Origin of the sequence: Nocardiopsis coralli, from assembly GCF_014892575.1 — a bacterium.
GTDB lineage: Bacteria > Actinomycetota > Actinomycetes > Streptosporangiales > Streptosporangiaceae > Nocardiopsis > Nocardiopsis coralli.
On record NZ_JADBGI010000001.1, the window covers coordinates 180,353 to 202,926 of the forward strand.

Annotated in this window: 22 protein-coding genes; 4 read left to right on the forward strand and 18 right to left on the reverse strand. The window is 71.5% G+C overall.

Annotation, left to right across the window (positions count from 1 at the left end; genetic code table 11):
• The first annotated feature begins 118 nt into the window (after positions 1–118).
• Entirely contained in the window at positions 119–1,057 is a 939-nt protein-coding gene (locus tag IDM40_RS00845; protein ID WP_193119911.1) for a helix-turn-helix transcriptional regulator, read from the forward strand.
• The gene (locus IDM40_RS00850) at positions 1,054–1,590 is read left to right on the forward strand and encodes a dihydrofolate reductase family protein (RefSeq protein WP_193119912.1); all 537 of its coding nucleotides are present in this window, start codon (positions 1,054–1,056) and stop codon (positions 1,588–1,590) included. The genes IDM40_RS00845 and IDM40_RS00850 overlap by 4 nt, the downstream gene beginning before the upstream one ends.
• Here the strand turns inward: IDM40_RS00850 and IDM40_RS00855 are convergent.
• Positions 1,580–2,128: a DUF523 domain-containing protein gene (locus IDM40_RS00855; RefSeq protein ID WP_193119913.1), complete on the reverse strand. Its 549-nt coding sequence runs from the start codon at positions 2,126–2,128 to the stop codon at positions 1,580–1,582. The genes IDM40_RS00850 and IDM40_RS00855 overlap by 11 nt on opposite strands.
• A 136-nt stretch (positions 2,129–2,264) precedes the next feature.
• Between IDM40_RS00855 and IDM40_RS00860 the strand changes: the two genes are divergently transcribed.
• Entirely contained in the window at positions 2,265–3,710 is a 1,446-nt protein-coding gene (locus IDM40_RS00860; RefSeq protein ID WP_193119914.1) for an MFS transporter, read from the forward strand.
• Positions 3,711–3,781: 71 nt separating this feature from the next.
• Here the strand turns inward: IDM40_RS00860 and der are convergent, their stop codons facing one another.
• The 16 genes from der to uvrB form a co-directional block, all read right to left on the reverse strand.
• Entirely contained in the window at positions 3,782–5,227 is a 1,446-nt protein-coding gene (gene der, locus IDM40_RS00865; RefSeq protein ID WP_193119915.1) for a ribosome biogenesis GTPase Der, read from the reverse strand.
• 211 nt (positions 5,228–5,438) lie between these two features.
• Entirely contained in the window at positions 5,439–6,146 is a 708-nt protein-coding gene (cmk, locus tag IDM40_RS00870) for a (d)CMP kinase (protein WP_193120123.1), read from the reverse strand.
• Between the two features lie 83 nt (positions 6,147–6,229).
• The gene (locus tag IDM40_RS00875; RefSeq protein WP_328806903.1) at positions 6,230–7,348 is read right to left on the reverse strand and encodes a prephenate dehydrogenase; all 1,119 of its coding nucleotides are present in this window, start codon (positions 7,346–7,348) and stop codon (positions 6,230–6,232) included.
• A 73-nt stretch (positions 7,349–7,421) separates the two neighbouring features.
• Positions 7,422–7,784: a chorismate mutase gene (aroH, locus tag IDM40_RS00880; protein ID WP_193119916.1), complete on the reverse strand. Its 363-nt coding sequence runs from the start codon at positions 7,782–7,784 to the stop codon at positions 7,422–7,424.
• Between the two features lie 106 nt (positions 7,785–7,890).
• Positions 7,891–9,315 (reverse strand): pseudouridine synthase, encoded by a 1,425-nt coding sequence (locus IDM40_RS28530; RefSeq protein ID WP_193119917.1) that lies wholly within the window; start codon positions 9,313–9,315, stop codon positions 7,891–7,893.
• The gene (gene scpB, locus IDM40_RS00890; protein ID WP_193119918.1) at positions 9,305–9,898 is read right to left on the reverse strand and encodes an SMC-Scp complex subunit ScpB; all 594 of its coding nucleotides are present in this window, start codon (positions 9,896–9,898) and stop codon (positions 9,305–9,307) included. The genes IDM40_RS28530 and scpB overlap by 11 nt, the downstream gene beginning before the upstream one ends.
• A complete protein-coding gene (locus IDM40_RS00895; RefSeq protein WP_193119919.1) occupies positions 9,895–10,731 on the reverse strand; it encodes a segregation and condensation protein A in 837 nt (278 codons plus the stop codon). Before IDM40_RS00895 ends, scpB begins: the two co-directional genes overlap by 4 nt.
• 138 nt (positions 10,732–10,869) lie before the next feature.
• Positions 10,870–11,265: a hypothetical protein gene (locus tag IDM40_RS00900; RefSeq protein WP_328806904.1), complete on the reverse strand. Its 396-nt coding sequence runs from the start codon at positions 11,263–11,265 to the stop codon at positions 10,870–10,872.
• Positions 11,262–12,224 (reverse strand): ParA family protein, encoded by a 963-nt coding sequence (locus IDM40_RS00905; protein ID WP_193119920.1) that lies wholly within the window; start codon positions 12,222–12,224, stop codon positions 11,262–11,264. The genes IDM40_RS00900 and IDM40_RS00905 overlap by 4 nt, the downstream gene beginning before the upstream one ends.
• A 263-nt stretch (positions 12,225–12,487) precedes the next feature.
• A complete protein-coding gene (locus tag IDM40_RS00910) occupies positions 12,488–13,480 on the reverse strand; it encodes a tyrosine recombinase (RefSeq protein WP_193119921.1) in 993 nt (330 codons plus the stop codon).
• The gene (locus tag IDM40_RS00915) at positions 13,477–14,145 is read right to left on the reverse strand and encodes an NUDIX domain-containing protein (protein ID WP_193119922.1); all 669 of its coding nucleotides are present in this window, start codon (positions 14,143–14,145) and stop codon (positions 13,477–13,479) included. Before IDM40_RS00915 ends, IDM40_RS00910 begins: the two co-directional genes overlap by 4 nt.
• A gap of 42 nt (positions 14,146–14,187) precedes the next feature.
• Positions 14,188–15,828 (reverse strand): CTP synthase, encoded by a 1,641-nt coding sequence (locus IDM40_RS00920; protein ID WP_193119923.1) that lies wholly within the window; start codon positions 15,826–15,828, stop codon positions 14,188–14,190.
• 270 nt (positions 15,829–16,098) lie between these two features.
• A complete protein-coding gene (locus IDM40_RS00925; protein ID WP_193119924.1) occupies positions 16,099–17,022 on the reverse strand; it encodes a hydroxymethylglutaryl-CoA lyase in 924 nt (307 codons plus the stop codon).
• Between the two features lie 97 nt (positions 17,023–17,119).
• Complete coding sequence (locus tag IDM40_RS00930; RefSeq protein WP_193119925.1) at positions 17,120–18,115, reverse strand: GNAT family N-acetyltransferase; 996 nt, start codon at positions 18,113–18,115, stop codon at positions 17,120–17,122.
• Positions 18,116–18,300: 185 nt separating this feature from the next.
• Positions 18,301–18,753: a DUF3060 domain-containing protein gene (locus IDM40_RS00935; protein WP_193119926.1), complete on the reverse strand. Its 453-nt coding sequence runs from the start codon at positions 18,751–18,753 to the stop codon at positions 18,301–18,303.
• 136 nt (positions 18,754–18,889) lie between these two features.
• Complete coding sequence (uvrB, locus tag IDM40_RS00940; protein ID WP_328806905.1) at positions 18,890–20,986, reverse strand: excinuclease ABC subunit UvrB; 2,097 nt, start codon at positions 20,984–20,986, stop codon at positions 18,890–18,892.
• A gap of 240 nt (positions 20,987–21,226) precedes the next feature.
• Between uvrB and IDM40_RS00945 the strand changes: the two genes are divergently transcribed.
• On the forward strand, positions 21,227–21,856 hold the full coding sequence (locus IDM40_RS00945; protein ID WP_193119928.1) for a hypothetical protein: 630 nt from the start codon (positions 21,227–21,229) through the stop codon (positions 21,854–21,856).
• Positions 21,857–21,919: 63 nt separating this feature from the next.
• On the opposite strand, the gene coaE is transcribed toward IDM40_RS00945, so the two are convergent.
• Positions 21,920–22,522, reverse strand: coding sequence for a dephospho-CoA kinase (gene coaE, locus IDM40_RS00950; protein WP_193119929.1), 603 nt, complete (start codon positions 22,520–22,522; stop codon positions 21,920–21,922).
• Between the last annotated feature and the right edge of the window lie 52 nt (positions 22,523–22,574).

Genomic DNA, 22,574 nt, shown 5'->3' on the forward strand with positions numbered 1-22,574 from the left:
CCCCGGGCCCGGCCGCACGGCCGGGCCCTTCTCATGCAAGAGGCCCCGACCACACCCCGTCCCCGACCGGGCAAGAACGGTCAAGCGCCGGGACCGCCCCGCGCCACATACTGGTGCCATGAGCGAGGCGGACAGCGGACGCGATCGGCTCCGCGAACTCCTGGACGCGGTCCTGGACGACGACAACGCCACCCTGGCCGACATGGCCGACCGGGCCTTCAGCTCACCGTTCCACTTCACCCGCACCCTGTCTCGGCAGGCGGGGGAGTCGCCGGTGGCGCTGCGCCGCAGGGTGCTGTTGGAACGCGCGGCGTGGCAGATCGCCCGCGGCACGAGCGTCACCGACGCGGCCTTCGGCGCGGGTTACGGGTCGTTGGAGGGGTTCACCCGGGCCTTCACCCGCACGTTCGGCCGCCCGCCGAGCGCGACGGGCCCTGGCAGCGCCACGTGGGTGCCGGCACCCAACGGGATCCACTTCCACCCGCCGGTCAATCTGTGGGTGGAGCAGAACCCGAGGAGGGACACGGGCATGGACGTGACCGCGCTCCAGGTGCACCACGACGTGGACGACGCCGCGGCGCTGATCGAGCGGGCCTTGGAGCTCCCGGACGAGCTGTACCGCCGCGAGTGGTTCCCCGGCCTGACCGTCCTGGAGTGGGACGGACCGGAGGGGTCTATCGCGGCGTGCCTGCACCGCCTCGTCATGGCCAAGGAGTGCTGGCTGGCCTCCATCGAGGGCGCCGAACTGCCGCCCCCGGGCGGTGACGGCCCCGAGGAGCTGCGGGAACGCCACACCCGGGCCGCCCGGCGCTGGGTGGCGACCGCCGCCGACATCGAACGCCGTGGTGCCTGGGGCGACCGGATCGTCGACGCGATCTGCGACCCGCCGGAGAGCTTCCTGCTGGGCGGGATCGTCGCGCACGTGCTCACCTACTCCGCGCACCGCCGCCTCCTGGTGCGGCACATGCTGCGTGCGTGCGGGGTGGGGGCCGACCACGGCGATCCGCTCGAGTGGCTGCAGGTCCGCAACGAAGGTAACGAACGAGGAGAGACATGAGCACCGTGTACATGACGGCCACGAGCGTGGACGGTTTCATCGCCGACGAGAACCTGTCCCTGGACTGGCTGTTCTCGGTCGACGGCGGCGAGGCGATGAAGGAGACGGAGGAGTTCATCAACTCGGCCGGGGCGATCCTGATGGGCGCGACCACCTACGAGTGGGTCATGCGCAACGAGAAGCCGGAGAAATGGCCCTACGCCGCCCCCACGTGGGTGCTCACCCACCGGGAGCTGCCGCACGTCGAGGGGGACGTGCGCTTCGCCTCGGCCGACACCGACGACGAGCTCCGCGAGCTGCACCGGACCCTGGTGGAGACCGCCCACGGGCGCGACGTGTGGCTGGTCGGCGGGGGACAGATCGCCGCGGACCTGGCCCGCCTGGGCCTGCTGGACGTCGTGGAGGTCTCCCTGGCCCCGGTCATGCTGGGCGGCGGCGCTCCCCTGCTCGCGGGGCGGGTGGACCTGCGTCCGGTGAAGATCGCCCGCGCGGGTGACTTCGCCTGGCTGCGCTACGAGGTGATCAAGGGCTGAGCCCGCCCGGGGGCCCGTCCCCGCATGCGCGCCCGCCCGCGTCCTCCCGTTCGCCCGCGCGCAGGCGGGCGTCGGCCTCGGCGAGCTCGTCCTCGGTGAAGACGGCGATCCCGTGCTCGGTGAGCAGGTGCGCGGTGACGCCGCTGCCGGGGACCTTGGTGCCGCTGAACGTGCCGTCGTAGATCTGCCGGAGCCCGCACGAGGGGCTGGACTCCTTGAGCACGGCCACCTCCGCCCCCGTGGAGCGCGCGGTGGCCAGGGCGGCACGGGCCCCGTCGACGAAGTGCCCGGTGACGTCGCGGCCGTCGGGGGTGAGGATGCGGGCGCGTCCGGCCAGGACGTCGGCGGCTCCGGCCCCGGGTTCGATCTCGGCGGGCGGACGGGGCACGGGCAGTCCGCCGGCGATCTCCGGGCAGTGCCGGACGATGCGGCCCTCGGCTCGCCACCGCTCGACCGTGTCGTCGGAGACCTCCTTGGCGCGCCCGTCGAAGCGCACCCTGCTGCCGAGCAGGCAGGCGCTGACTAGGACCTTGCGCACGCCGCCCCCTTTCCTCGACACCGGCTTCCTCCACGTTAGCGGGCCTCCCCCGGCAGCGAACCACGGAAGATCGTCACTAAAAGCGCATGTTCGACCCCTCTGAGTAATACTGGGGTGGTTCCACTGAGGGGGAGACGTGAGCGAGAAAGATCCCGGGACGGCCCCGTCCCTGAAGACCAGCCACCGGACGACCCGCAAGGCCGTCACGGCGGCCGCGATCGGCAACGCCACCGAGTGGTACGACTTCGGTGTCTACAGTTACCTCGCGGTCACCATCGGCCTGGTGTTCTACCCGTCGCAGTCCGGCGGCGTGCAACTCATCGCGACGTTCACCACGTTCGCCGCGGCCTTCCTCGTCCGTCCGCTGGGCGGCATGTTCTTCGGGCCGCTCGGCGACCGGATCGGCCGCAAGCAGGTCCTGGCCACCACCATGCTCCTCATGGCGGTGAGCACCTTCTCCATCGGGCTCATCCCGTCAGCGGAGGCCATCGGGATCGCCGCGCCGATCCTGCTGCTGTTCGCCCGCATGCTGCAGGGGTTCTCGACCGGTGGCGAGTACGGCGGTGCGACCACGTTCATCGCCGAGTACGCACCCGACAAACGCCGCGGGTTCCTGGCCTCCTGGCTGGAGTTCGGAACAGTGTCCGGTTACGTCGGCGGCGCCTCGGTCGTCACGGGGATGACGCTGCTCATCGGCAGCGACGCGATGCTCGACTGGGGATGGCGCATCCCGTTCCTGCTCGCCCTGCCGCTGGGCGCCATCGGTCTGTACCTGCGGCTCAAGCTCGACGAGACCCCGGTCTTCCAGGACAACACCGAAGGCTTCGCCAAGGACACGTCGGGGCAGAGGCGCAAGGGGCAGTTCCGCGCCACGATCCTCGACCAGTGGCACCCGATCCTGCTGTGCATCGGCCTGGTCCTGGCCTTCAACGTCAACAACTACATGGTCACGGCCTACATGCCGACCTACCTGGACGCCGAGCTGGGGTACTCCGAGACCACGGGCCTGGTCCTGACGCTGGGGGCCATGGTCCTGATGCTGGTGAGCGTGACCTTCTTCGGCCGGCTCAGCGACCGGGTGGGACGCCGCCCCGTCCTGGCCTCGGGGAGCCTGTTCGCGATCGTGCTGGCCCTGCCTGCGTTCTGGCTCATGCAACAGGGCAACACCACGGCGGTCGCCTTCGGTGTGGTGCTGCTGGCGATCACCCTGGTGCACTTCTCCGGCACCGTCCCGTCGACACTGCCGGCGTTCTTCCCGACCGCGGTGCGCTACGGCGCGCTGGCGATCAGCTTCAACATCTCCGTGGCGCTGTTCGGCGGGACCACCCCGCTGGTCGCCGAGTCGCTGATCCAGGCCACCCAGAACCTGTACGCCCCGGCGCTGCTCATCATGGTGGCCGGTGTGGTGGGGCTGGTCGTGGTCTGGCAGATGCGGGAGAGCGCGGGTGAACCGCTGCCCGGCGCGAGCCCGATGCCCACACCCGACCGCAACGAGGGGCGCGGCCTGCCGTACCCGCGCAGAACCGGTGAGAGCGGGGACCACGTTCCGCCGAGCAACGTGCGCCGCCTGCCCTCCGACTGACCCCACCCACGCACAAGGGGCGCCCCGGAAACGGATCCCGGGGCGCCCCTCACGTGTGTGCCGGCACCGGCTCAGCGGCGCCCACCCCGCGGCTTGCGGTCGTTGCGCTGGCTGCCCTTGGAGGCGCGCAGCTGCGTACCCGAGGCGTTCTTCTTCTCGCGGATCCGCATGCTGATGTGCACCGGGGAGCCCTCGAACCCGAAGTCCTCACGCAGCCGGCGCTCGATGAAGCGCCGGTAGTTGTCCTCCAGGAACCCGGTCGTGAACAGGATGAAGTGCGGCGGGCGCGCACCGGCCTGCGTCGCGAACAGGATCTTGGGCTGCTTGCCGCCGCGCACCGGCGGGGGCGTGGCCGCGACCAGCTCCTTGATCCAGTTGTTGAGCTGCCCGGTGGAGATGCGCTGGTTCCAACCGGCCAGGCTGGTCTCGATCGCCGGGACCAGCTTCTCCATGTGGCGCCCGGTGAGCGCGGACACGTTCACCCGCGGGGCCCAGGAAACACGGGAGAGCTGGCGGTCGATCTCCTTCTCCAGGTAGTAACGGCGCTCGTCGTCGAGCACGTCCCACTTGTTGAAGGCCAGCACCAGGCCGCGCCCGGCCTCCACGACCTGCTCGACCACGCGGATGTCCTGCTCGGCCAGCGGCTCGCTGACGTCCATGAGCACGACCGCGACCTCGGCGCGCTCCAGCGCCTGGCCGGTGCGCATCGTCGCGTAGTAGTCGGCGCCCTGCAGGGCCCGGTAGCGGCGGCGGATACCGGCGGTGTCGATGAACTTCCAGGTCTTCCCGCCCAGGTCGATGAGCTCGTCCACGGAGTCGCGGGTGGTGCCGGCCACCGAGTCCACGACGACGCGGTCCTCCTCGGCGACCCGGTTGAGCAGGCTGGACTTGCCCACGTTGGGGCGGCCGACCAGCGCGATGCGGGGCGGCCCCGCCTCCTCGTCCTGGTCGATGACGGGCTCGGGCTTCTCGGGGAAGGCCTCAACGACGGCGTCGAGCAGGTCGCCCGTGCCGCGGCCGTGCAGGGCGCTGATGGTGTAGGGCTCGCCCACACCCAGGTTCCACAGCTCGAGGGCGTCGGACTCCTGCATCTGCCCGTCGACCTTGTTCGCGGCCAGGACGACCGGCTTGTTGGTCTTGCGCAGCACACGGGTGACGGCGGCGTCGGCGTCGGTGATGCCCACGGTCGCGTCGACGACGAACAGGACCACGTCGGCGGTCTGGGCGGCGTACTCGGCCTGGCGGGCGACCATGGCGGCCAGCCCGCTGACACTGGTCTCCCACCCGCCGGTGTCGACGAGGGTGAAGGGGATGTCCTGCCACTCCGCGTCGTAGGCGACCCGGTCGCGGGTCACGCCGGGCACGTCCTCGACCACGGCCTCACGGCGGCGGATGATGCGGTTGACCAGGCTGGACTTGCCCACGTTGGGGCGGCCGACCACGGCGACGACGGGGACCGGGGTCTCCTCCTCGCCCTCTGGTGCGTCGACCACGTCGGTCACGTCGAACTCACTCATGTACTGCTCCCGGTACTCGGTCCCCACGCGCCCAGGATGCGTGCCGCGAGGACAATGGAAAACTGCGCGTGCCCGGAGGAAGGCTCCGGGCACGATCGTGCGGGGCGCCCGAACAGACGCCCCGCGGCCACGGGGAACAACCCCGTCAGGTGCTGTTGTGTTCCCCGCACGGATGCGGGGTCGCCGACCGGGTGATCGGTCGGCGGTGGTGCTACTCGGCGGTGACGGCGGCGCGCGCCTCGTCAGCCAGCCCGACGACCAGCGCGATGACCTGGTCCAGGTCCAGGCCGGTGGTGTCGAGCTCGGTGGCGTCGGCGGTCTGCGTCAGCGGCGAGTCCTTGCGGCTGGAGTCCAGCGCGTCGCGGCGGGCCAGGTCGGCCTGGGTGCCGGCCACGTCGGAGGTGCGCACCTCCTTGCTGCGGCGCGAGGCGCGAGCCTCGGCCGAAGCGGTCAGGAACAGCTTCACCGGGGCGTCGGGGGCGACCACGGTCGTGATGTCGCGGCCCTCCACGACGATGCCCTCGCTCTCGGCGCGGGCGGCGGCGATGATCTCGCGCTGGGTGCGCACCAGGCGCTCGCGGGCCTCGGGCACGGCCGAGACGGCGCTGACGTTGCCGGTGACGTCCTTGCCGCGGATCTCGGCGGCCACGTCGCGGCCGTCCACGGCGACGGAGGGTGCACCCGGGTCGGTGCCCATGGTCAGCTCGGGGCGGTCGACGACCGCGGCCACGGCGGCGGCGTCGGCCACGTCCACGCCCTGGTCCAGCATCCACCAGGTCAGGGCCCGGTACATCGCCCCGGTGTCCAGGTACCGCAGGTCGCGCGCCTTGGCCACACCGCGGGAGGTGCTCGACTTGCCCGACCCGGAGGGACCGTCGATCGCGATGACGATGCCCTCGGTGTTGCCCTGCGCGTTCACTGCTGTCGACTCCCGGTCGCCGGAGGTGTAAAACGGATCCGCCACAGCGTACCCCCGACCCGGCGGCACTCCGGACGTTCCGGTCACCGCCCCGGGTGCACCGACCACCCGGCCGCCGACAGGGCCCGCACGAGGGTGTCCTCGGCCTCGGGGAGCACCGACAGCGACACCGTGCCCATGGGGAGCCCGGGGGTGTGCTCGATACGCACGTCCTCGATGTTGACGCCGGCCTCGCCCGCCGCGACGAAGAGACGGCCCAGCACGCCCGGCTCGTCGGAGACGACCACGGGCAGGACCGCCCAGGCCGGACGCCGGACCGCGCCGTGCTTGCCGGGCAGGCGCCCCTGTCCGGTGCGGCCGCGTTCGAGCACGTCGCGCACGGGCGCCAGATCCGCGTCGGGCCCCTGTGCCTGTTCGAGGGAGTGTGCGGTGGCGGTGAGGTCCTCGGCGATCCCGCGCAGCACGCCCGCCACGGGTGCGGCGTTGTGGCTCAGGATCGCGGTCCACATGCCGGGGTCGCCGCCGGCCACCCGGGTGACGTCGCGCACGCCCTGCCCGGCCAGCGCCAGCGCGGACGCGTCGCCCTCCAACAACCGTGCGGCCATGGCGGAGGCGGCCATGTGCGGGGCGTGGGAGACCAGGGCCACGGCACGGTCGTGCGCGGCAGGGTCGAGCACCAGCGGGTCGGCCCCGCACAGGCGCGAGACCTGCGAGACGGCGGCCACGGCGCCCGCGTCGGCCTTGCCGGTGGGGCACAGCGCCCAGGAGCGGCCCAGGAAGAGGTCGGAGCGGGCCGCGCCGGGACCGCTCTTCTCCCGGCCTCCCATGGGGTGGCCGGGCACGAACGTGGCCAGGTCGCAGCCCAGCCGCTCGGCACCGGCGACCACGCTGGACTTGACGCTGGCGGCGTCGGTGTAGACCTGCGCCAGCCCCCGGTCCTGGGCCTTCTTCAGTACCTCGGGCACGACCTCCGGGGGCGCGGCCACAACGGCCACGTCCGCCGGAACCGCGGGGGTGTTCTCCTCCAGGGGGCGCCCCGCGCCCAGGTCGGCGGCCATGCGCAGGGAGGCCGGGTCGGGGTCGGACAGGGCCACGTCCACCCCGCGCGAACGCAGGGCCAGCGCGATCGACGTGCCGATGAGGCCCGTCCCGAGCACCACGACACGTTCCACGTCCGGCCGTCCCCCGTGGTCTGTGGTCACCGTCTCCTCCAGTGCTGCACGTTCTGCCCGGCCCGCCCCGGGTGTCCTCCCAGCTTAGGGCCCCGCTCGGGGGCTACTGAGCGATGTCCAGGCGCAGGGCCTGGGCTCCGCGCAGGTACACGTGCTGGACCTCGGACCGGGGCAGGTCGGTGTCCACGTGCGCCATGAGCCGCACCACACGGGGCAGGGCGTGCGGCACGTCGATCTCGGTGGCGCACATGAGCGGCACGTCGGAGAAACCCACCTTGCGCGCGGCCAGAGCAGGGAACTCGCTGTTGATGTCGGGGGTGGCGGTGAACAGCACGCTGATCACGTCGTCGGTGGTCAGCCCGTTGCGCCGCATCACCTCCGCGACGAGCTCGGCCGTGGCCTCCAACACCTGCTCGCGTTCGTCCGCGTCGACCTGAACCGCACCCCGGATGGCACGTACCGCCACGTTCGATCCCGCCTTTTGTGTCGCTGTGGATGAGGGTCCGCCGCCCGGAACGAGCAACGGCGGCCACGGCCGGAGGGAACCGGGCCGTGACCGCCGTCAACTGTATCTACAGGCCCGCGGCCCGGTAGAGCTCGCTCACCTCTCGTGAGGTCAGCGCGCGCATCGTGCCCAGTTTGAGGGCGTTGAGGTCGATCGGACCGACCTGGGTGCGCGCCAGGTCCGAGACCGGGTGGCCGACCTCCTCCATGAGGCGGCGCACGATGTGCTTGCGCCCCTCGTGCAGGCGGATCTCCACCATGGACTTGGGTTCGGCGTCGTCGACCACGCGGAAGGAGTCGACCTCCACGGGCCCGTCGTCGAGCTCCACGCCCTTGCGGACGCGCTTGGCCACGCGGTGGGGCACCGGGCCGGGCACCTTCGCGATGTAGGTCTTGACGACCTTGTACCGCGGGTGGGTGAGCCGGTTGGCGAGGTCCCCGTCGTTGGTCAGCAGGATCAGACCCTCGGTCTCGGTGTCCAGCCGGCCCACGTGGAAGATGCGCTCGGAGGTCTGACCGGTGTAGTCGGCCAGGGTCGGGCGCCCCTGCGGGTCCCACATGGTGCTGACCACGCCCCGCGGCTTGTTGAGGGCGAAGTACAGCTTGTCGGGCGCGGTGACCACACGCATGTCGTCCACACGGATCTCGGACTTCTCCGGGTCCACGCGGGCGCCGAAGCGCCGGACGACCTCGCCGTCGACGCTGACGCGTCCTGCGGCGATCATGTCCTCGCTGGCGCGGCGGCTGGCCACACCGGCGGCGGCGAGGGCCTTCTGGAGCCGGATGCCGCCGGGGACGTCGCTGTAGGTGTCGCGGTCCTTGTCGCGGCGGTCCTCGTCACTGGGGTCGTAGTCCTTGCGCAGGGCACGCAGGCGCTCCTGCGCGGCGCGGGACAGCTGGGCCTCGTTGCGGACCCGGTCGCCCTGGTTCGAGCGCTGCTTGGGGCCGCCCGCGGGCTGGTTGCGGCGGTCGGGACCCTTGTGCGGGGGACGGCTGCCACGACGGTCGTCACGGTTGCCCCGGCGGTCGTCGCGGCCGCGGAAGTCACGGTCGCCACCCCGGCGGTCGCGGTCGCCGCGGTGTCCGCGGTCGTCCCGGTTACCGCCCCGGTCGCGGTCGTCACGGCGGCGGTCGCCGCCCCGGTCGTCCCGGTTCCCGCCTCGGCGGTCCCGGTCGTCGCGCCGGTCACCGCGGAAGTCCCGGTCGTCCCGGTTGCCACGGCGGTCGTCGCGCCGGTCACCCCGGTCGCGCCCGCGGAAGTCCCGGTCGTCCCGGTCGCGGTGGTCCCGCCGTCCGTCGCGGCCCCCGCCACGGCGGTCGTCCCGGCCGCCCCGGGGATCGCGGTCGTCACGGCGCCGGTCGTCCCGGCCGCCGCGGAAGTCTCTGTCGTCACGGCCGCGGAAGTCGCGCCCCCGGCCGTGGTTGCGGCCCTTGGGGCCGCGGTCGTCTCTGTGGTCGCCGCGCTCACCGCGCGGGGCGTTGTCAGTAGTCACCGGTGTCGTCTAGACCTTCGATGTCGTCGGGGAGGAACGGGGCGAGGTCGGGCAGCTCGTCGAGGCCGCGCAGTCCAAGCCGTTCCAGGAAGTAGGTCGTGGTCCGATACAGCAGGGCGCCGGACTCTGGATCGTGTCCGGTTTCCTCGATCAGTCCCCTCAGTACGAGGGTACGCATCACGCCGTCGCAGTTGACACCGCGCACGGCAGAGACCCTGCCGCGTGAGACCGGTTGGCGGTAGGCCACCACGGCCAACGTCTCCAGTGCGGCCTGTGTCAGCCGCACCTCCTGGCCTTCCTTGAGGAAGTGCTCCACGACGTCGGCGCACTCGGGCCGGGTGTAGAAACGCCACCCGTCGGCCACCGCTCGCAGGTCGAAACCACGGCCCTGCTCGGTGTATTCCCGCGACAGCGACTCCAGTGCGCGGGTCACCTCGTCGACGGGTGCGTCGACGCCCTTGGCGAGGTCGTACTCGGAGACGGGCTGGTCGACCACCATGAGCACCGCCTCCAGGTCGCGGTACAGATCGGGGCGCCCGGAGAGATCTCCCACATCGGCTCCGGCGGTGTGCTCGGCGGTCATGCGGACTCCCCCGTCTGCTCGGTCCCGGTCTCGTCGTACTCGCTGTCGACCACGACCTCGCCCTCTCCCCCGGTCCAGGTGACGGAGAGCTCCCCGAGCGGGTCGGGCTGGTCGAAGGCCACGTTGGCGGCCCGGTACAGCTCCAGCAGGGACAGGAACCGGGCGACGACCTCGAAGGTACCGTCGCACTCGACCGTCAGTTCCGCGAACGTGAGGGTGCCGTGCTCGCGCAGGGCGGCCACGACCATCTCCCCCTGTTCTTTGACCGAGGTCTTGGTCTGGTGGATGTGCGTGACCGGGACGCTCGGTGGTTCCTCGGGGGTGAAGACCTTGCCGGCCAGCGCCGCGAACTCCTGCGGGCCGAGCTTGAACAGCACCTCGGGGCGCAGCGCCGCGAACTGCTCCTCCAGCGGCACCGCACGCGCGTATCGGCGGCCCTGGGCGGCCATCCGGTCGCGCATCAGCGCGGCGACCTCCTTGTAGGCGCGGTACTGCAGCAGGCGCGCGAACAGCAGGTCGCGGGCCTCCAGCAGCGCCAGGTCGGCCTCGTCCTCGACGTCGCCGCGCGGCAGCAGCCGGGCCGCCTTGAGGTCGAGCAGGGTCGCCGCGACCAGCAGGAAGTTGCTGGCCTGGTCGAGGTCCCAGCCCTCCTCGTGCGCGCGGATGTGCGCGATGAACTCGTCGGTGACCTTCGACAGCGACACCTCGGTGATGTCCAGCTTGTGCTTGGAGATCAGCCCGAGGAGCAGGTCGAAGGGGCCCTCGAAGTTGTCCAGGTGCACCTGGAAGGCGTTCTCGTCGACCTCCTCGGCCGCGTACTCCTCAACCGCCATACCGGCCACCCGACCGCCCCCGCGTCTCGTCACTCATACGAACAAGGGTGCCACCCGCCTGAAGCGGCGGACGGCACCCTCCTGGATTCGTCGTTCGGCACCTGCCCCTCCCCTCCCCCGGCGGCGGGGCGGGCGCCCTTATTCTTCGGTCAACCGACGCACCAGCTTGCTGGAGGCACCGTTCTCCTCGAAATCGGCGAGCAGGACGGCGACCGCCTCGCGCACGAGCCGGCCCCGGTCGGCGCTGAGCCCGTGCTCGGCCCGCAGGGACAGTCGTGTCTGTTCCAGGGCCAACAGCTCCGGGCTGGAGATGTAGACGGTGATCTTCTCGTCATGGCGCTGCCGCCCGCTGGGCTTGGGCGCGCGGGAGATCTCCGCGGCCTTGCCCTTTCCCCGTCGCGGGGCGGGCGGTGTGCCGCTGTCGTCCCCGTTGCGCTGCCTGGGTGCTTCGTACTGGCTGTCGGTCTCCGTGTCCGGCGTGTCCTCGGAACCTGCGGAGCGGAAGAACATCTCGTCCGCGCCGGGAAGGTTCACGCGCCGTGACCGCTGAGAGGCCACCTAGCCAGCACCTCCTTGGCCAGGTCCCGATAGGCGTTGGCCCCGGCCGAGGACGAGTCGAACCTGGTGATGGGTTCGCCCGCCACGGTGGCGTCCGGAAAGCGCACGGTCCGGTTGATGACCGTGCCGTAGACCTTGTCGCCGAACCCGTCGATGATCGTCGACAACACCTCACGGGCGTGCAGCGTGCGCGGGTCGTACATGGTGCCCAGGAACCCGTCGATGACCAGTTCCTCGTTGAGGCGTTCCTGCACCTTCTGGATGGTGTCCATGAGCAGCGCCACCCCGCGCAGCGCGAAGAACTCGCACTCCAGCGGGACCACGACGCCGTCGGCCGCGGTGAGCGCGTTGACGGTGAGCAGGCCGAGCGAGGGCTGGCAGTCGATGAGCACGACGTCGTAGTCGTCGATCACCGGGCGCAGGGCGCGGGCGAGCATCTGCTCGCGCGCGACCTCGCCGACCAGCTGGACCTCGGCGGCCGACAGGTCGATGTTGCTCGGGATGAGGTCCAGGCCCTCGACGTCGGTCTTGAGCAGGACGTCCTCGACCGACACGTCGCGCTGCATGAGCAGGTTGTAGACGGTGAGGTCGAGTTCGCGCGGGTCCAGTCGGCCGAGCCCGACCGAGAGCGCGCCCTGCGGGTCGAAGTCGACCAGCAGCACACGTCTGCCGTACTCGGCGATGGCCGCCCCGAGGTTGATGGTGGTGGTGGTCTTACCGACCCCACCCTTTTGGTTACACAGTGCTACAATCCGTGCCGGACCGTGCTCATGGACCGGCGCCGGCTCCGGAAAGTCCTGTGCTTCAGGTCTTGCGGTGTGCAGATCGGCCCCCGTGTCGCGTGTCGTTCCCCAGGGGTTGGTCACCGGGTCGGCGAGCTCCCCCTCGCCGACGGGTGCGGTGTTCGCATCCACGTCGTTCTCCGCCCAGTTCACAACCCTTGACCTCCCCCACGGACCGCCCGGGCCGCAGAGTGCTCCTCTGGGCCGGGGCCGCCGTCGGAAACTCAATATGTCGACAGCAAGGTACCTCTGTGCCGCGACTCTAGAACGACGACACGACGCACTTCAACATGATCCTGTGAGGATCCCCGCCACGGCCGGACCGCCCTGGAGGCCGTCCGTACCGTCATTTCTCGTAGGGAAAGAGTACACACTGGGCGCGGGTGCCTCACCCGGTTCTCCGGCCCCGACCCCTCTCACCGAGCAGCCGTGTACCGGGCCCTGGGGTGGCTGACCGCATACACCTCGCGGAGGTGATCGACGGTGACCAGGGTGTACACCTGTGTGGTCGTCACCGAACTGTGTCCCAGGAGCTCCTGGACGACGCGGATGTCGGCTCCCCCGTCGAGCAGATGTGTGGCGAAGGAGTGCCGCAGCGTGTGCGGGGAGACCCCCTCGACACCGGCGCGTCCGGCCACCGCCCCCAGCACGCCCCAGCCGCCCTGGCGGGTCAGGCGCCCGCCCCGGGCGTTGAGGAACAGCGCGGGTCCGCCCTTGCCGGACCGCCCCAGCGACGGGCGCACCCGCACCAGGTAGGCCTGCAGGGCCCGGCTCGCGTAGGACCCCAGCGGCACCAGGCGCTCGTGCCCGCCCTTGCCGCGGAACCGCACCAGCCCGACCCCGCCGTCACCGGACTCCACCGCCTCGGCGACGTCGTCCACGTCCAGCCCGACCGTCTCGGAGATGCGCGCACCCGTGCCGTAGAGCACCTCCAGCAGCGCCCGGTCGCGCAGGGCGAGCAGATCGGCCCGCGCATCGGAGGCGGGCGCGGCCGCCGGGCCCGCGGCCTCCAGGATGCGTTCGACCGCCTCCAACGGCACCGCCTTGGGCAGGCGCATCGGCGGCACGGGCGGTGCGACCTCCGCGGCCGCATCGGTGGCGCACCACCCCTCGCGCAGGGCGAAGGCGTGCAGGCCCCGCACGGCGGCCAGGGCCCGACCGGCCGAGGCCGCGCCCAGCGCGCGGTGCTCCTCATCGCCCTCGCGCAGCGCCGTGAGGAAGGCCCGCACCTGCGCGGGCCCCACCCCCGCCGGACCCGTGACGCCGTCGTCGGCGAGGAAGGCGTCGTAGCGGCGCAGGTCGCGCCGGTAGGCCAGCAGGGTGTTGTCGGCCAGCGCACGTTCGGCGGCCAGGTGGTCCAGGTAGGCGCCGCACAGCCGGGCCAGGGGTCCCCCGTCGGAGCCGCTCACCGCTCGGACACGTCCGGCAGGTCCGCGAAACCGTTGCGGGCCGCGGTGTGCGCGGCCAGGATCCCGAACATGGTGATCCCGTTGCGCACCTGCCCGCCCATCACCAGGCCGACCGCCTCCTCCAGGGGGACCCAGGCGGCCACGAGGTCGGCCTCCTCGTGCCGGCGCACGAACCCGTTCTCCTCCTCAGGCACCACCGACAACCCGCGTGCCAGGAACAGGTGCACGACCTCGTCGGACACACCGGGGCTGGCCAGCATCGACGGGAGCTCGTTCCAGGTGCGGGCGCGCAGCCCGGCCTCTTCCACGAGCTCGCGGCGGGCCGTGGCCACCGGCGGCTCGCCCTCCACGTCCAGCATCCCCGCGGGCAGCTCCCACAGCTTGTGCCGGACCGCGTGCCGGTACTGGCGCTGCAGCAGGACCCGCCCCTGCTCGTCCAGGGCCACCACCGTGGCGGCCCCGGGGTGGCGAAGGTAGTCGCGTGCGGCCGCGACGGTGCCCCCGTCGGGGCCGTCGGGCATCTCCACCCGGTCGGTGGTCAGGGTGAACACCGGGCCGCTGTAGCGCTCCTGCGAGCTCTCCACCGGCCACGACGCGGGGACGTCCGCGACCTGCGCGGACGTCCCCGGATCCTGCTGCCCGGTCGGGTGGGTGTCAGTGCCCATGTGTGCCTCTCATCGACGACCGCCCCCACCCGACCGACGGGCTCAGCCCTCCTTGTGCCGCAGGGCCGCGCTGATCAGACCCTTGAACACCGGGTTGGCCTTGGTCGGACGGGAGCGCAGCTCCGGGTGCGCCTGGGTGGCCACGAAGAACGGGTGCGCCTCCCGGGGCAGCTCCACATACTCCACCAGCTTGCCATCGGGCGAGAGCCCGGAGAACACCATCCCGGCGTCCTCGAGCTTGCCGCGGTAGGCGTTGTTGACCTCGAACCGGTGGCGGTGGCGCTCGGAGGCCTGCGCCTCGTTGTCGTAGAGCTCGCGCACCAGTGTGCCCTCGCCCAGGGACGCCGGGTACATGCCCAGGCGCATGGTGCCGCCCATGTCGCGCTCACCGGCCACGACGTCGGTCTGGTCGGCCATGGTCGCGATGACCGGCTCGGAGGCCTTGTCGTCGAACTCGATGCTGTTGGCGCCCTCCAGGCCGAGCACGTTGCGCGCGTACTCGATGACCATCGCCTGCAGGCCCAGGCAGATGCCCAGCAGCGGGATCCCGTTCTCGCGCGCGTAGCGGATCGCGCCGAGCTTGCCCTCGATGCCGCGCACGCCGAACCCGCCGGGGATCAGCACACCGTCGGCGCCGTCGAGCTCCGCGGCCGCACCGGAAGGGCTGGCGCAGTTGTCGCTGGCCACCCACCGGAGGTTGACGTGGGTGTTGGTGGCGAACCCGCCGGCGCGCAGGGCCTCACTGACCGACAGGTAGGCGTCGGGCAGGTCGATGTACTTGCCGACCAGCGCGATGGTGACCTCGTGGTCGGGCTGGTGGACGCGGCGCAGCAGCTCGTCCCACTCGGTCCAGTCGACGTCGCGGAACGGCATGCCCAGGCGGCGCACGACGTAGGCGTCCAGGCCCTCGCGGTGCAGGACCTTGGGGATGTCGTAGATCGAGGGGGCGTCGGGGGTGGAGACCACACCGGCCTCGTCCACGTCGCACATGAGGCTGATCTTGGACTTCAGGCTCTGGGTGATGGGCCGGTCCGAGCGGCACACGATCGCGTCGGGCTGGATACCGATGCTGCGCAGCTGCGCGACCGAGTGCTGGGTCGGCTTGGTCTTCATCTCGCCGGAGGGGCCCAGGAACGGGATGAGCGAGACGTGGAGGAAGAAGCAGTTGTCCCGGCCGATCTCGTGCCGGATCTGCCGGACGGCCTCGAGGAAGGGCTGCGACTCGATGTCGCCGACGGTGCCGCCGATCTCGGTGATGACGATGTCGGCGTCACCGGAGTCCATGGCGTAGATGCTGGCCTTGATCTCGTTGGTGATGTGCGGGATGACCTGCACGGTGTCACCGAGGTAGGCGCCCTGGCGCTCCTTGGCGATGACGCTGGAGTAGATCTGCCCGGTCGTCACGTTGGCCGAGGCGGACAGCTCGGTGTCCAGGAACCGCTCGTAGTGGCCGACGTCCAGGTCGGTCTCGGCCCCGTCGTCGGTGACGAAGACCTCTCCGTGCTGGAAGGGGTTCATCGTCCCGGGGTCGACGTTGAGGTAGGGGTCGAGCTTCTGCATGGTGACCCGCAGCCCACGCGACTTGAGGAGCCGCCCCAAGCTGGAGGCGGTCAGACCCTTGCCCAGACTGGAGGCGACGCCGCCAGTAACGAAAATGTGCTTGGTACTCGCGGCGGATGCCAAAGTGTTGCTCCCGTGGGTTGAGTGGCTACGGCGGGCTCGGGTCGCACTGAGCGGCCGTGCGGTGGTCCGGTTCCGAGCTGCTGGACTGCGCTCGGGCCGCCGGACTCCACGGGGCACCAGGATAACAGGCCCCGATCGGTCCACACGCGGCAACGTCGGATCCCGACCGGCTGTTCCCACCCCTCGACCTGCCGAATCGCCGCACTCAGGGGCCGCCGGGCCCGATGTCGGGTGGGCCACAAACCTTTCCCCGGGCCGGCGAACGCACGCTCAGGACGGGAAGGCGCCCGCCCGGCCCAGATAGGCCGGCGGGGTCTTGTCGAGCCGCTCGCCCATCCACTCGGCCACCCCGATCGCACCCGACAGGCTCACCCCGGTGCGCAGCCCGCTGCGGTGCAGCATGTACAGCAGGTCCTCGGTGCCGATGTTGCCGGTGGCCGCGGGCGCGAAGGGGCAGCCGCCGAAACCGCCGAGGCTGGAGTCCAGCACCCGCACACCAGCGTCCACCGCCGCCAGGGCGTTCGCGTAACCGGTGTTGCGGGTGTTGTGGAAGTGGCAGCGCAGGGTGCGCCCGCCGGCGACCCGCGCCGTACGCTCCAGCAGGTCGGTGACCTGGCGCGGCACCCCCACCCCGATGGTGTCGGCCAGCGCGATCTCCACCGCCGAGGTCCCGGCTATGCGGCGCACCACCTCCACCACCTGCTCGGCGGGCACCTCCCCGTCGAAGGGGCAGCCGAACGCGGTCGAGACGGTCACGCTCAGCGGGATACCGGTGCCCTCCAGCGCACGGTCGATGCCCTCCAGGGTCTCCAGCATCGCCTCGACGGTCGTGCCCTGGTTGCGCACGCTGAACCCGTCGGTGGCCGGAACGGCGACGTTGACCTCGCCGACCCCCGCTTCCACGGCCCGGTCCAGACCCTTGCGGTTGAGCACCAGCCCGATCGACGCGGCCCGGGCCGGACCCGACAGGGACGCCATGATCTCCTCGGCCCCCGCCATCTGCGGGACCCGCTTCGGGTTGACGAAACTCACGGCCTCGATGCGTTCCACCCCGGCCGCAACGGCCCGCTCCACCAGTTCCACACGTTCGTGCACCGGTAGCGTGCGGTCCTCGTTCTGGAGCCCGTCGCGCGGGCCCACCTCGACGATCTGCACCCGCTCGCCGCCCTCGGGGCCACGGTCCGTCGCGGTCATCGCACCTCACCTCTCCTGCCGCTCGCTCGGCCGCGGCCAGCGTAGCGACCGGCACGTGAGGCGGGCCACACCGGGGCCGCGGCGGGGCGGCGGTGGCTCAGCGCAGCGCCAGGGCGGGACGGACCTCCCACGTCGTCCACACCGGCCGGTACCCCATCCGATGCCAGAACGGGCCCGAGAGCGGGTTCATCGCCGCGTAGTTCAGCACCGACACCGACACCCCGTAGGAATCCAACGCCTGGTGCGCCTGCCCCACCAGAGCGGTACCGATCCCGCTGCCGCGCTCGTCGGCGGCCACCACCCCGTACCCGATGTGCGCGATCGGACGGGCACGCACCAACGACTTAGCCCACCGGGAACGCTCCGGCGGCGACACCCAGATCAACCCCACCGCACGGCCCCGGCGCTCGGCCAACCAGATCCACGACCGCGACCGGTTCAGCGCCCGCGCCGCCACCCGGCGGGTCTGCTCGGCGGTGTCGGGCTGCAGGAACACCCCGCCGAAGTTCTGCTCGTAGCGGTGCTCCTCCATGAGCAGCGCCACCACCTGGGCCAGGTCACCCCGGTCGGCCAGGCGGATCGTCACGTCGTGCGGCGGCAGCGACGGCGGAACCCCGCGCCGGCGCGGACGCGCGGCCAGCACGGTGTAGGGCTGCAGACCGTGGCGCTGCAGCGGGATGATGCCCGCCACGTCCCGGGCCGGCCAGCTCACCAGCGCGGCCGACTCCGAACCGGTCCCGGTCGGCAGGTCCTCGAGCTGGTCGCGCCAGCTGGTCAACAGGGAGTCCAACGCACGGCCGGGATCGGGGCCGCCCACCACGGGCGTCAGCCAGTGCTGGTCGGGCACGCCCCAGATACGGCCGACCTCACCCGGCTGGTACCAGGTGTAGTGCATGCTCCCCGCGGCGACGGTACGGCTGTCCTCGTCGCTGACGGTCAACAGGGGATAGGAGTCGGGGGCGAAACCGACGGGCTCGGGCAGCAGGGGGTCGGCCTCGCGCCAGCGCTGGGCGGCCGAGCGCACCAGCGGGTCGAGTCCGATGTCGCCACCGGGCGTCCCCTCATGCCGCACGCGCGCGACATATCCGCTCATCCACCCCTCCCCTTCGGCGGGTCTGCTCCGTCGAGTGCGCGGTGCGGGATGTGCCTCGAACCACGCACAGGGACCGAACCACCGTAACCGATACCCGGTGTCACTCGGGCGTCGGGGCGATCACCCGACAGGAACGGATCCTTCGCGGTGGCAGGGGTTGTGGCTTCTCAGGGACCTCAGCCGCCTCAGGCCGCGGCGGACCCTCCCTGGTTGACGGTGGTGTCCCGGCCGCGGTTGATGACCTCGGGCTCCCCGGAGGTGTAGGAGACGGTGTTGTCCACACCGACCAGCACGATCTTCTCGGCCGACCCGACCTCGACGTTCGACCCGCGCCCGGTGGCCCGCACCAGCCCGCAGGGGCCGTCCAGCACCACCTCGGCGTCGTCGGCGGTCACTACGACCTCGCGGTCGGCGCAGCGCCCGTGCACCTGGCTGCCGTCGTCGACGATGACCAGCACGTCGTCCTGGACGACGTTGCCCTCGGCCTGGTCGGGCTCGTGGCGCGGGACGTCGCCCCCGCCCTGGTCGGCGGAGCCGCCGTCCCCGCCGTCGGAGGCCGAGGGCCCCGCCTCGCACCCGGCCATCAGCAGGGCGAGCAGCACGGCACCACCCACGGTGGCCAGGGGTCCGACCCGCATCCGCTTCCTCCAGGTCCGCAGGGCAACGACGGTTCGCGCCGGGGTTCAGCGCGCAGCCAAGGGTATGTCACGCTGCGGTAAACACGCGACCCCATCGTTGTCCGAACGTGCCCGGGGTGAGACACGGGCCCCGGGATCAGCTGATCCCGGCCTCGTCCATGCCGCGCAACTCACGCTTGAGTTCACCGATCTCGTCGCGCAACCGGGCCGCCATCTCGAACTGCAGGTCGGTGGCGGCCTGGTGCATCTGCGTCGAGAGCTGGTCGATGAGCCCGGCCAGTTCGGCGCGCGGCATGTTCGACACGTCCGCGGAACGCTCCCCGACACCGGGCACAGGCGCCTTCGTTCCCGCTCCTGCGCCGCGATAACCCGTCGCCATGAGTTCTTCGGTGTCGACGTCCTCACGGTTGAGGGAGTCGAGGATGTCGGCGATCTCCTTGCGCAGCGGCGTCGGGTCGATCCCGTGTTCCTCGTTGTAGGCCAGCTGCTTGGCACGGCGCCGGTTGGTCTCGTCGATCGCCGCCCGCATGGAGTCGGTGACGTTGTCCGCGTACATGTGCACCTGGCCGTCGACGTTGCGCGCCGCACGCCCGATCGTCTGGATCAGGGAGGTCTCCGAACGCAGGAACCCCTCCTTGTCCGCGTCCAGGATCGCCACCAGCGACACCTCGGGAAGGTCCAGGCCCTCCCGCAGCAGGTTGATGCCGACCAGCACGTCGTACTCGCCCACGCGCAGCTCGCGCAGCAGCTCGACCCGGCGCAGGGTGTCGACCTCGCTGTGCAGGTACCGCACCCGGATCCCGAGCTCGGCGAAGTAGTCGGTGAGGTCCTCGGCCATCTTCTTGGTCAGCGTCGTGACCAGCACACGTTCCCGGCGCTGGGCGCGTTCCTGGATCTCGTGCACCAGGTCGTCGATCTGGCCCTCGGTGGGCTTGACCCGCACCTCGGGGTCGACCAGCCCGGTCGGGCGGATGACCTGCTCCACGACCTCGCCGCCGCCCTGGCGCAGCTCGTACCGGCCCGGGGTCGCCGACAGGTACACCGACTGGCCGATGCGCTCGGTGAACTCCTCCCACTTGAGCGGGCGGTTGTCCATCGCCGAGGGCAGACGGAACCCGTGGTCGACCAGGGTGCGCTTGCGCGCGGCGTCGCCCTCGTACATCGCACCGACCTGCGGGACGGTCACGTGCGACTCGTCCAGCACCAGCAGGAAGTCCTCGGGGAAGTAGTCCAGGAGGGTGTTGGGGGCGCTGCCCGGCTCACGGCCGTCGAAGTGGCGCGAGTAGTTCTCGATGCCCGAGCACGTGCCCAGCTGCTCGATCATCTCCAGGTCGTGGGTGGTGCGCATGCGCAGCCGCTGCGCCTCCAGGAGCTTGCCCTGGCTCTCGAACTCGGACAGGCGCTCGCCCAGCTCCGCCTCGATCCCGGCGACCGCCTTGCGGGTGCGCTCCTCGCCGGCCACGTAGTGCGAGGCGGGGAAGATGAAGGTGTGCGGGCTCTCGTCCAGCACCTCACCGGTCAACGGGTGCAGCGTCATGATGCGCTCGACCTCGTCACCGAACATCTCGATGCGGATCGCGAGCTCCTCGTAGACCGGGATGATCTCGATGGTGTCCCCGCGCACCCGGAACGTGCCGCGGGTGAAGGCGGTGTCGTTGCGCGAGTACTGCATGTCCACCAGCCGGCGCAGCAGGTCGTCGCGGTCGACCTCCATGCCGACCTTGATCTCGGCCATCCGGTCGACGTACTCCTGCGGGGTGCCCAGACCGTAGATGCACGAGACCGAAGCGACCACGATGGTGTCCCGCCGGGTCAGCAGCGAGTTCGTGGCCGAGTGCCGCAGCCGCTCGACCTCGTCGTTGATCGAGGAGTCCTTCTCGATGTAGGTATCGCTCTGGGGGACGTAGGCCTCGGGCTGGTAGTAGTCGTAGTAGGAGACGAAGTACTCGACCGCGTTGTTGGGGAGCATCTGCCGCAGCTCGTTGGCGAACTGCGCCGCCAGCGTCTTGTTCGGCTGCATCACCAGGGTCGGGCGCTGCAACTGCTCCACGGTCCAGGCCACCGTCGCGGTCTTACCGGTACCGGTGGCGCCCAGCAGCACGGTGTGTTCCTCGCCCGAACGCACCCGCTCGCTGATCTGCTCGATCGCCGCGGGTTGGTCGCCCGCCGGCGTCATGTCCGAGACGACCTCGAACGGGTCCTCGGTGCGTTTGATGTCGCTGACCGGTCGCACTTGGCCTCCCATCGGAACCTCGCGGCCGCCCGCCCGGCAGCGGCCCTCATCCGTCAACGCTACCGACCGCCTCCGACAATCCCGGCGTCCGCGCAGAGCCGAACCCGGCGGCGGCCCGGCGTGCCGCCCAGCGCTCCGAGCGCCCGGGCGACCGACCGGGGCCGAAGCGGCGCAGAACGGATCCGGGTTCCGGGCCGTCCCACCCTGTGCCGAGCCCCACAGACCGGGAAGAGAGCCGCCGTGCCTGCCCCCTCCTCCCCCTCCGTCCCCCGCCGCCGCACCACCTGGATCGTGGTCACCCTGGCGCTGGCCGTGTCCGCGTCGGTGATCGGCCTCGCCGTGGCCGCGCTCCTGCCGTCCCCGGAACGGTCCCACGAACCGGGGGCCGACGGACCGGCCCTGGAAGAACAACTGGACGCACTCACCAACGGGCCCGACGAACTCGCCCTGCTGGACGCCCCCGGGTGGGAACCGGCCTCCGTCCGCACGGACGGTGCGCTCACCGTGGTGTACGAGAACGAGCAGGGCGACGGGGTCACGGTCCGGACCCTGCCCGTGGACGGCGACGCCGACGGACTGCTGTGGGACCACTGTTCGGGCGACCGCTGTGCGGAGCGGGAGGGGGACGCGGTCCTGCGTCCCCTGGAGGCCGGCGTGCGTGAGCCCGGCGAGGTCCGGATCCTGCTCAGCCCCGACACCGTCGTCTCGGTCTCGGTACGCAAGGAGAGCGTCTCCGGCGAGCTGCAGATGCACACCCTGCCCGACATCGACGACGAGGAACTGTACGGGATCGCCCGGCAGGCCCAAACCGCCGACCGCACCGAGGCGGAGGAGACGATCCGCGAGGCCCGGGGTGACCGCAGTACCTGAACCTGCCCCCGGGAGGGAAGGGTCGTGCCGGTCCGTCGCGGGTACCCGCTCGAACCGGAAGGATCACTGCGCGCGGGCGGACAGCTCCCGCCACAGCTCGGCCACACGGGCCCGCAGCTCGTCGCGCGTCCCGGCGTTGTCGACCACCAGGTCGGCCGCGGCCAGACGGGTGTCCCGGTCGGCCTGCGCACGGATCCGGGCCCGCACCTGCTCGCGCGGCATCCCCCGGTTCAGGGACACACGCTCCACCCGCACCTCGTCGGGGGCGTCCACGACCACGACCACGTCGTACAGGGACCCCAGGCCGTTCTCCACCAGCAGGGGCACGTCGTAGACCACGACCTTGGTGTCGGCCGCCAGCGCCTCCTCCATGAGCTGCCCGCTGCGTTCACCGACCCGGGGGTGCACGATCGCGTTCAGCGCGGCCAGACGGTCGGCGTCGGCGAAGACGATCTCGCCGAGCGCGGCCCGGTCGAGGCTGCCGTCCGCGGCCAGGACCCTGTCCCCGAACTCCGCGACGACCTCGGACAGGCCGGGGGTGCCCGGCTCGACGACCTCACGGGCGATGGCGTCGGCGTCGATCACCGTCGCACCGTAGGAGGCGAGTTCGGCCGAGACCGCGCTCTTGCCCGAGCCGATCCCGCCTGTGAGTCCCACTTTGAGCATGACAAGACCCTAGGGCATGGGCTTCCGGCGATTCGGACGGGCCCGACGGGGT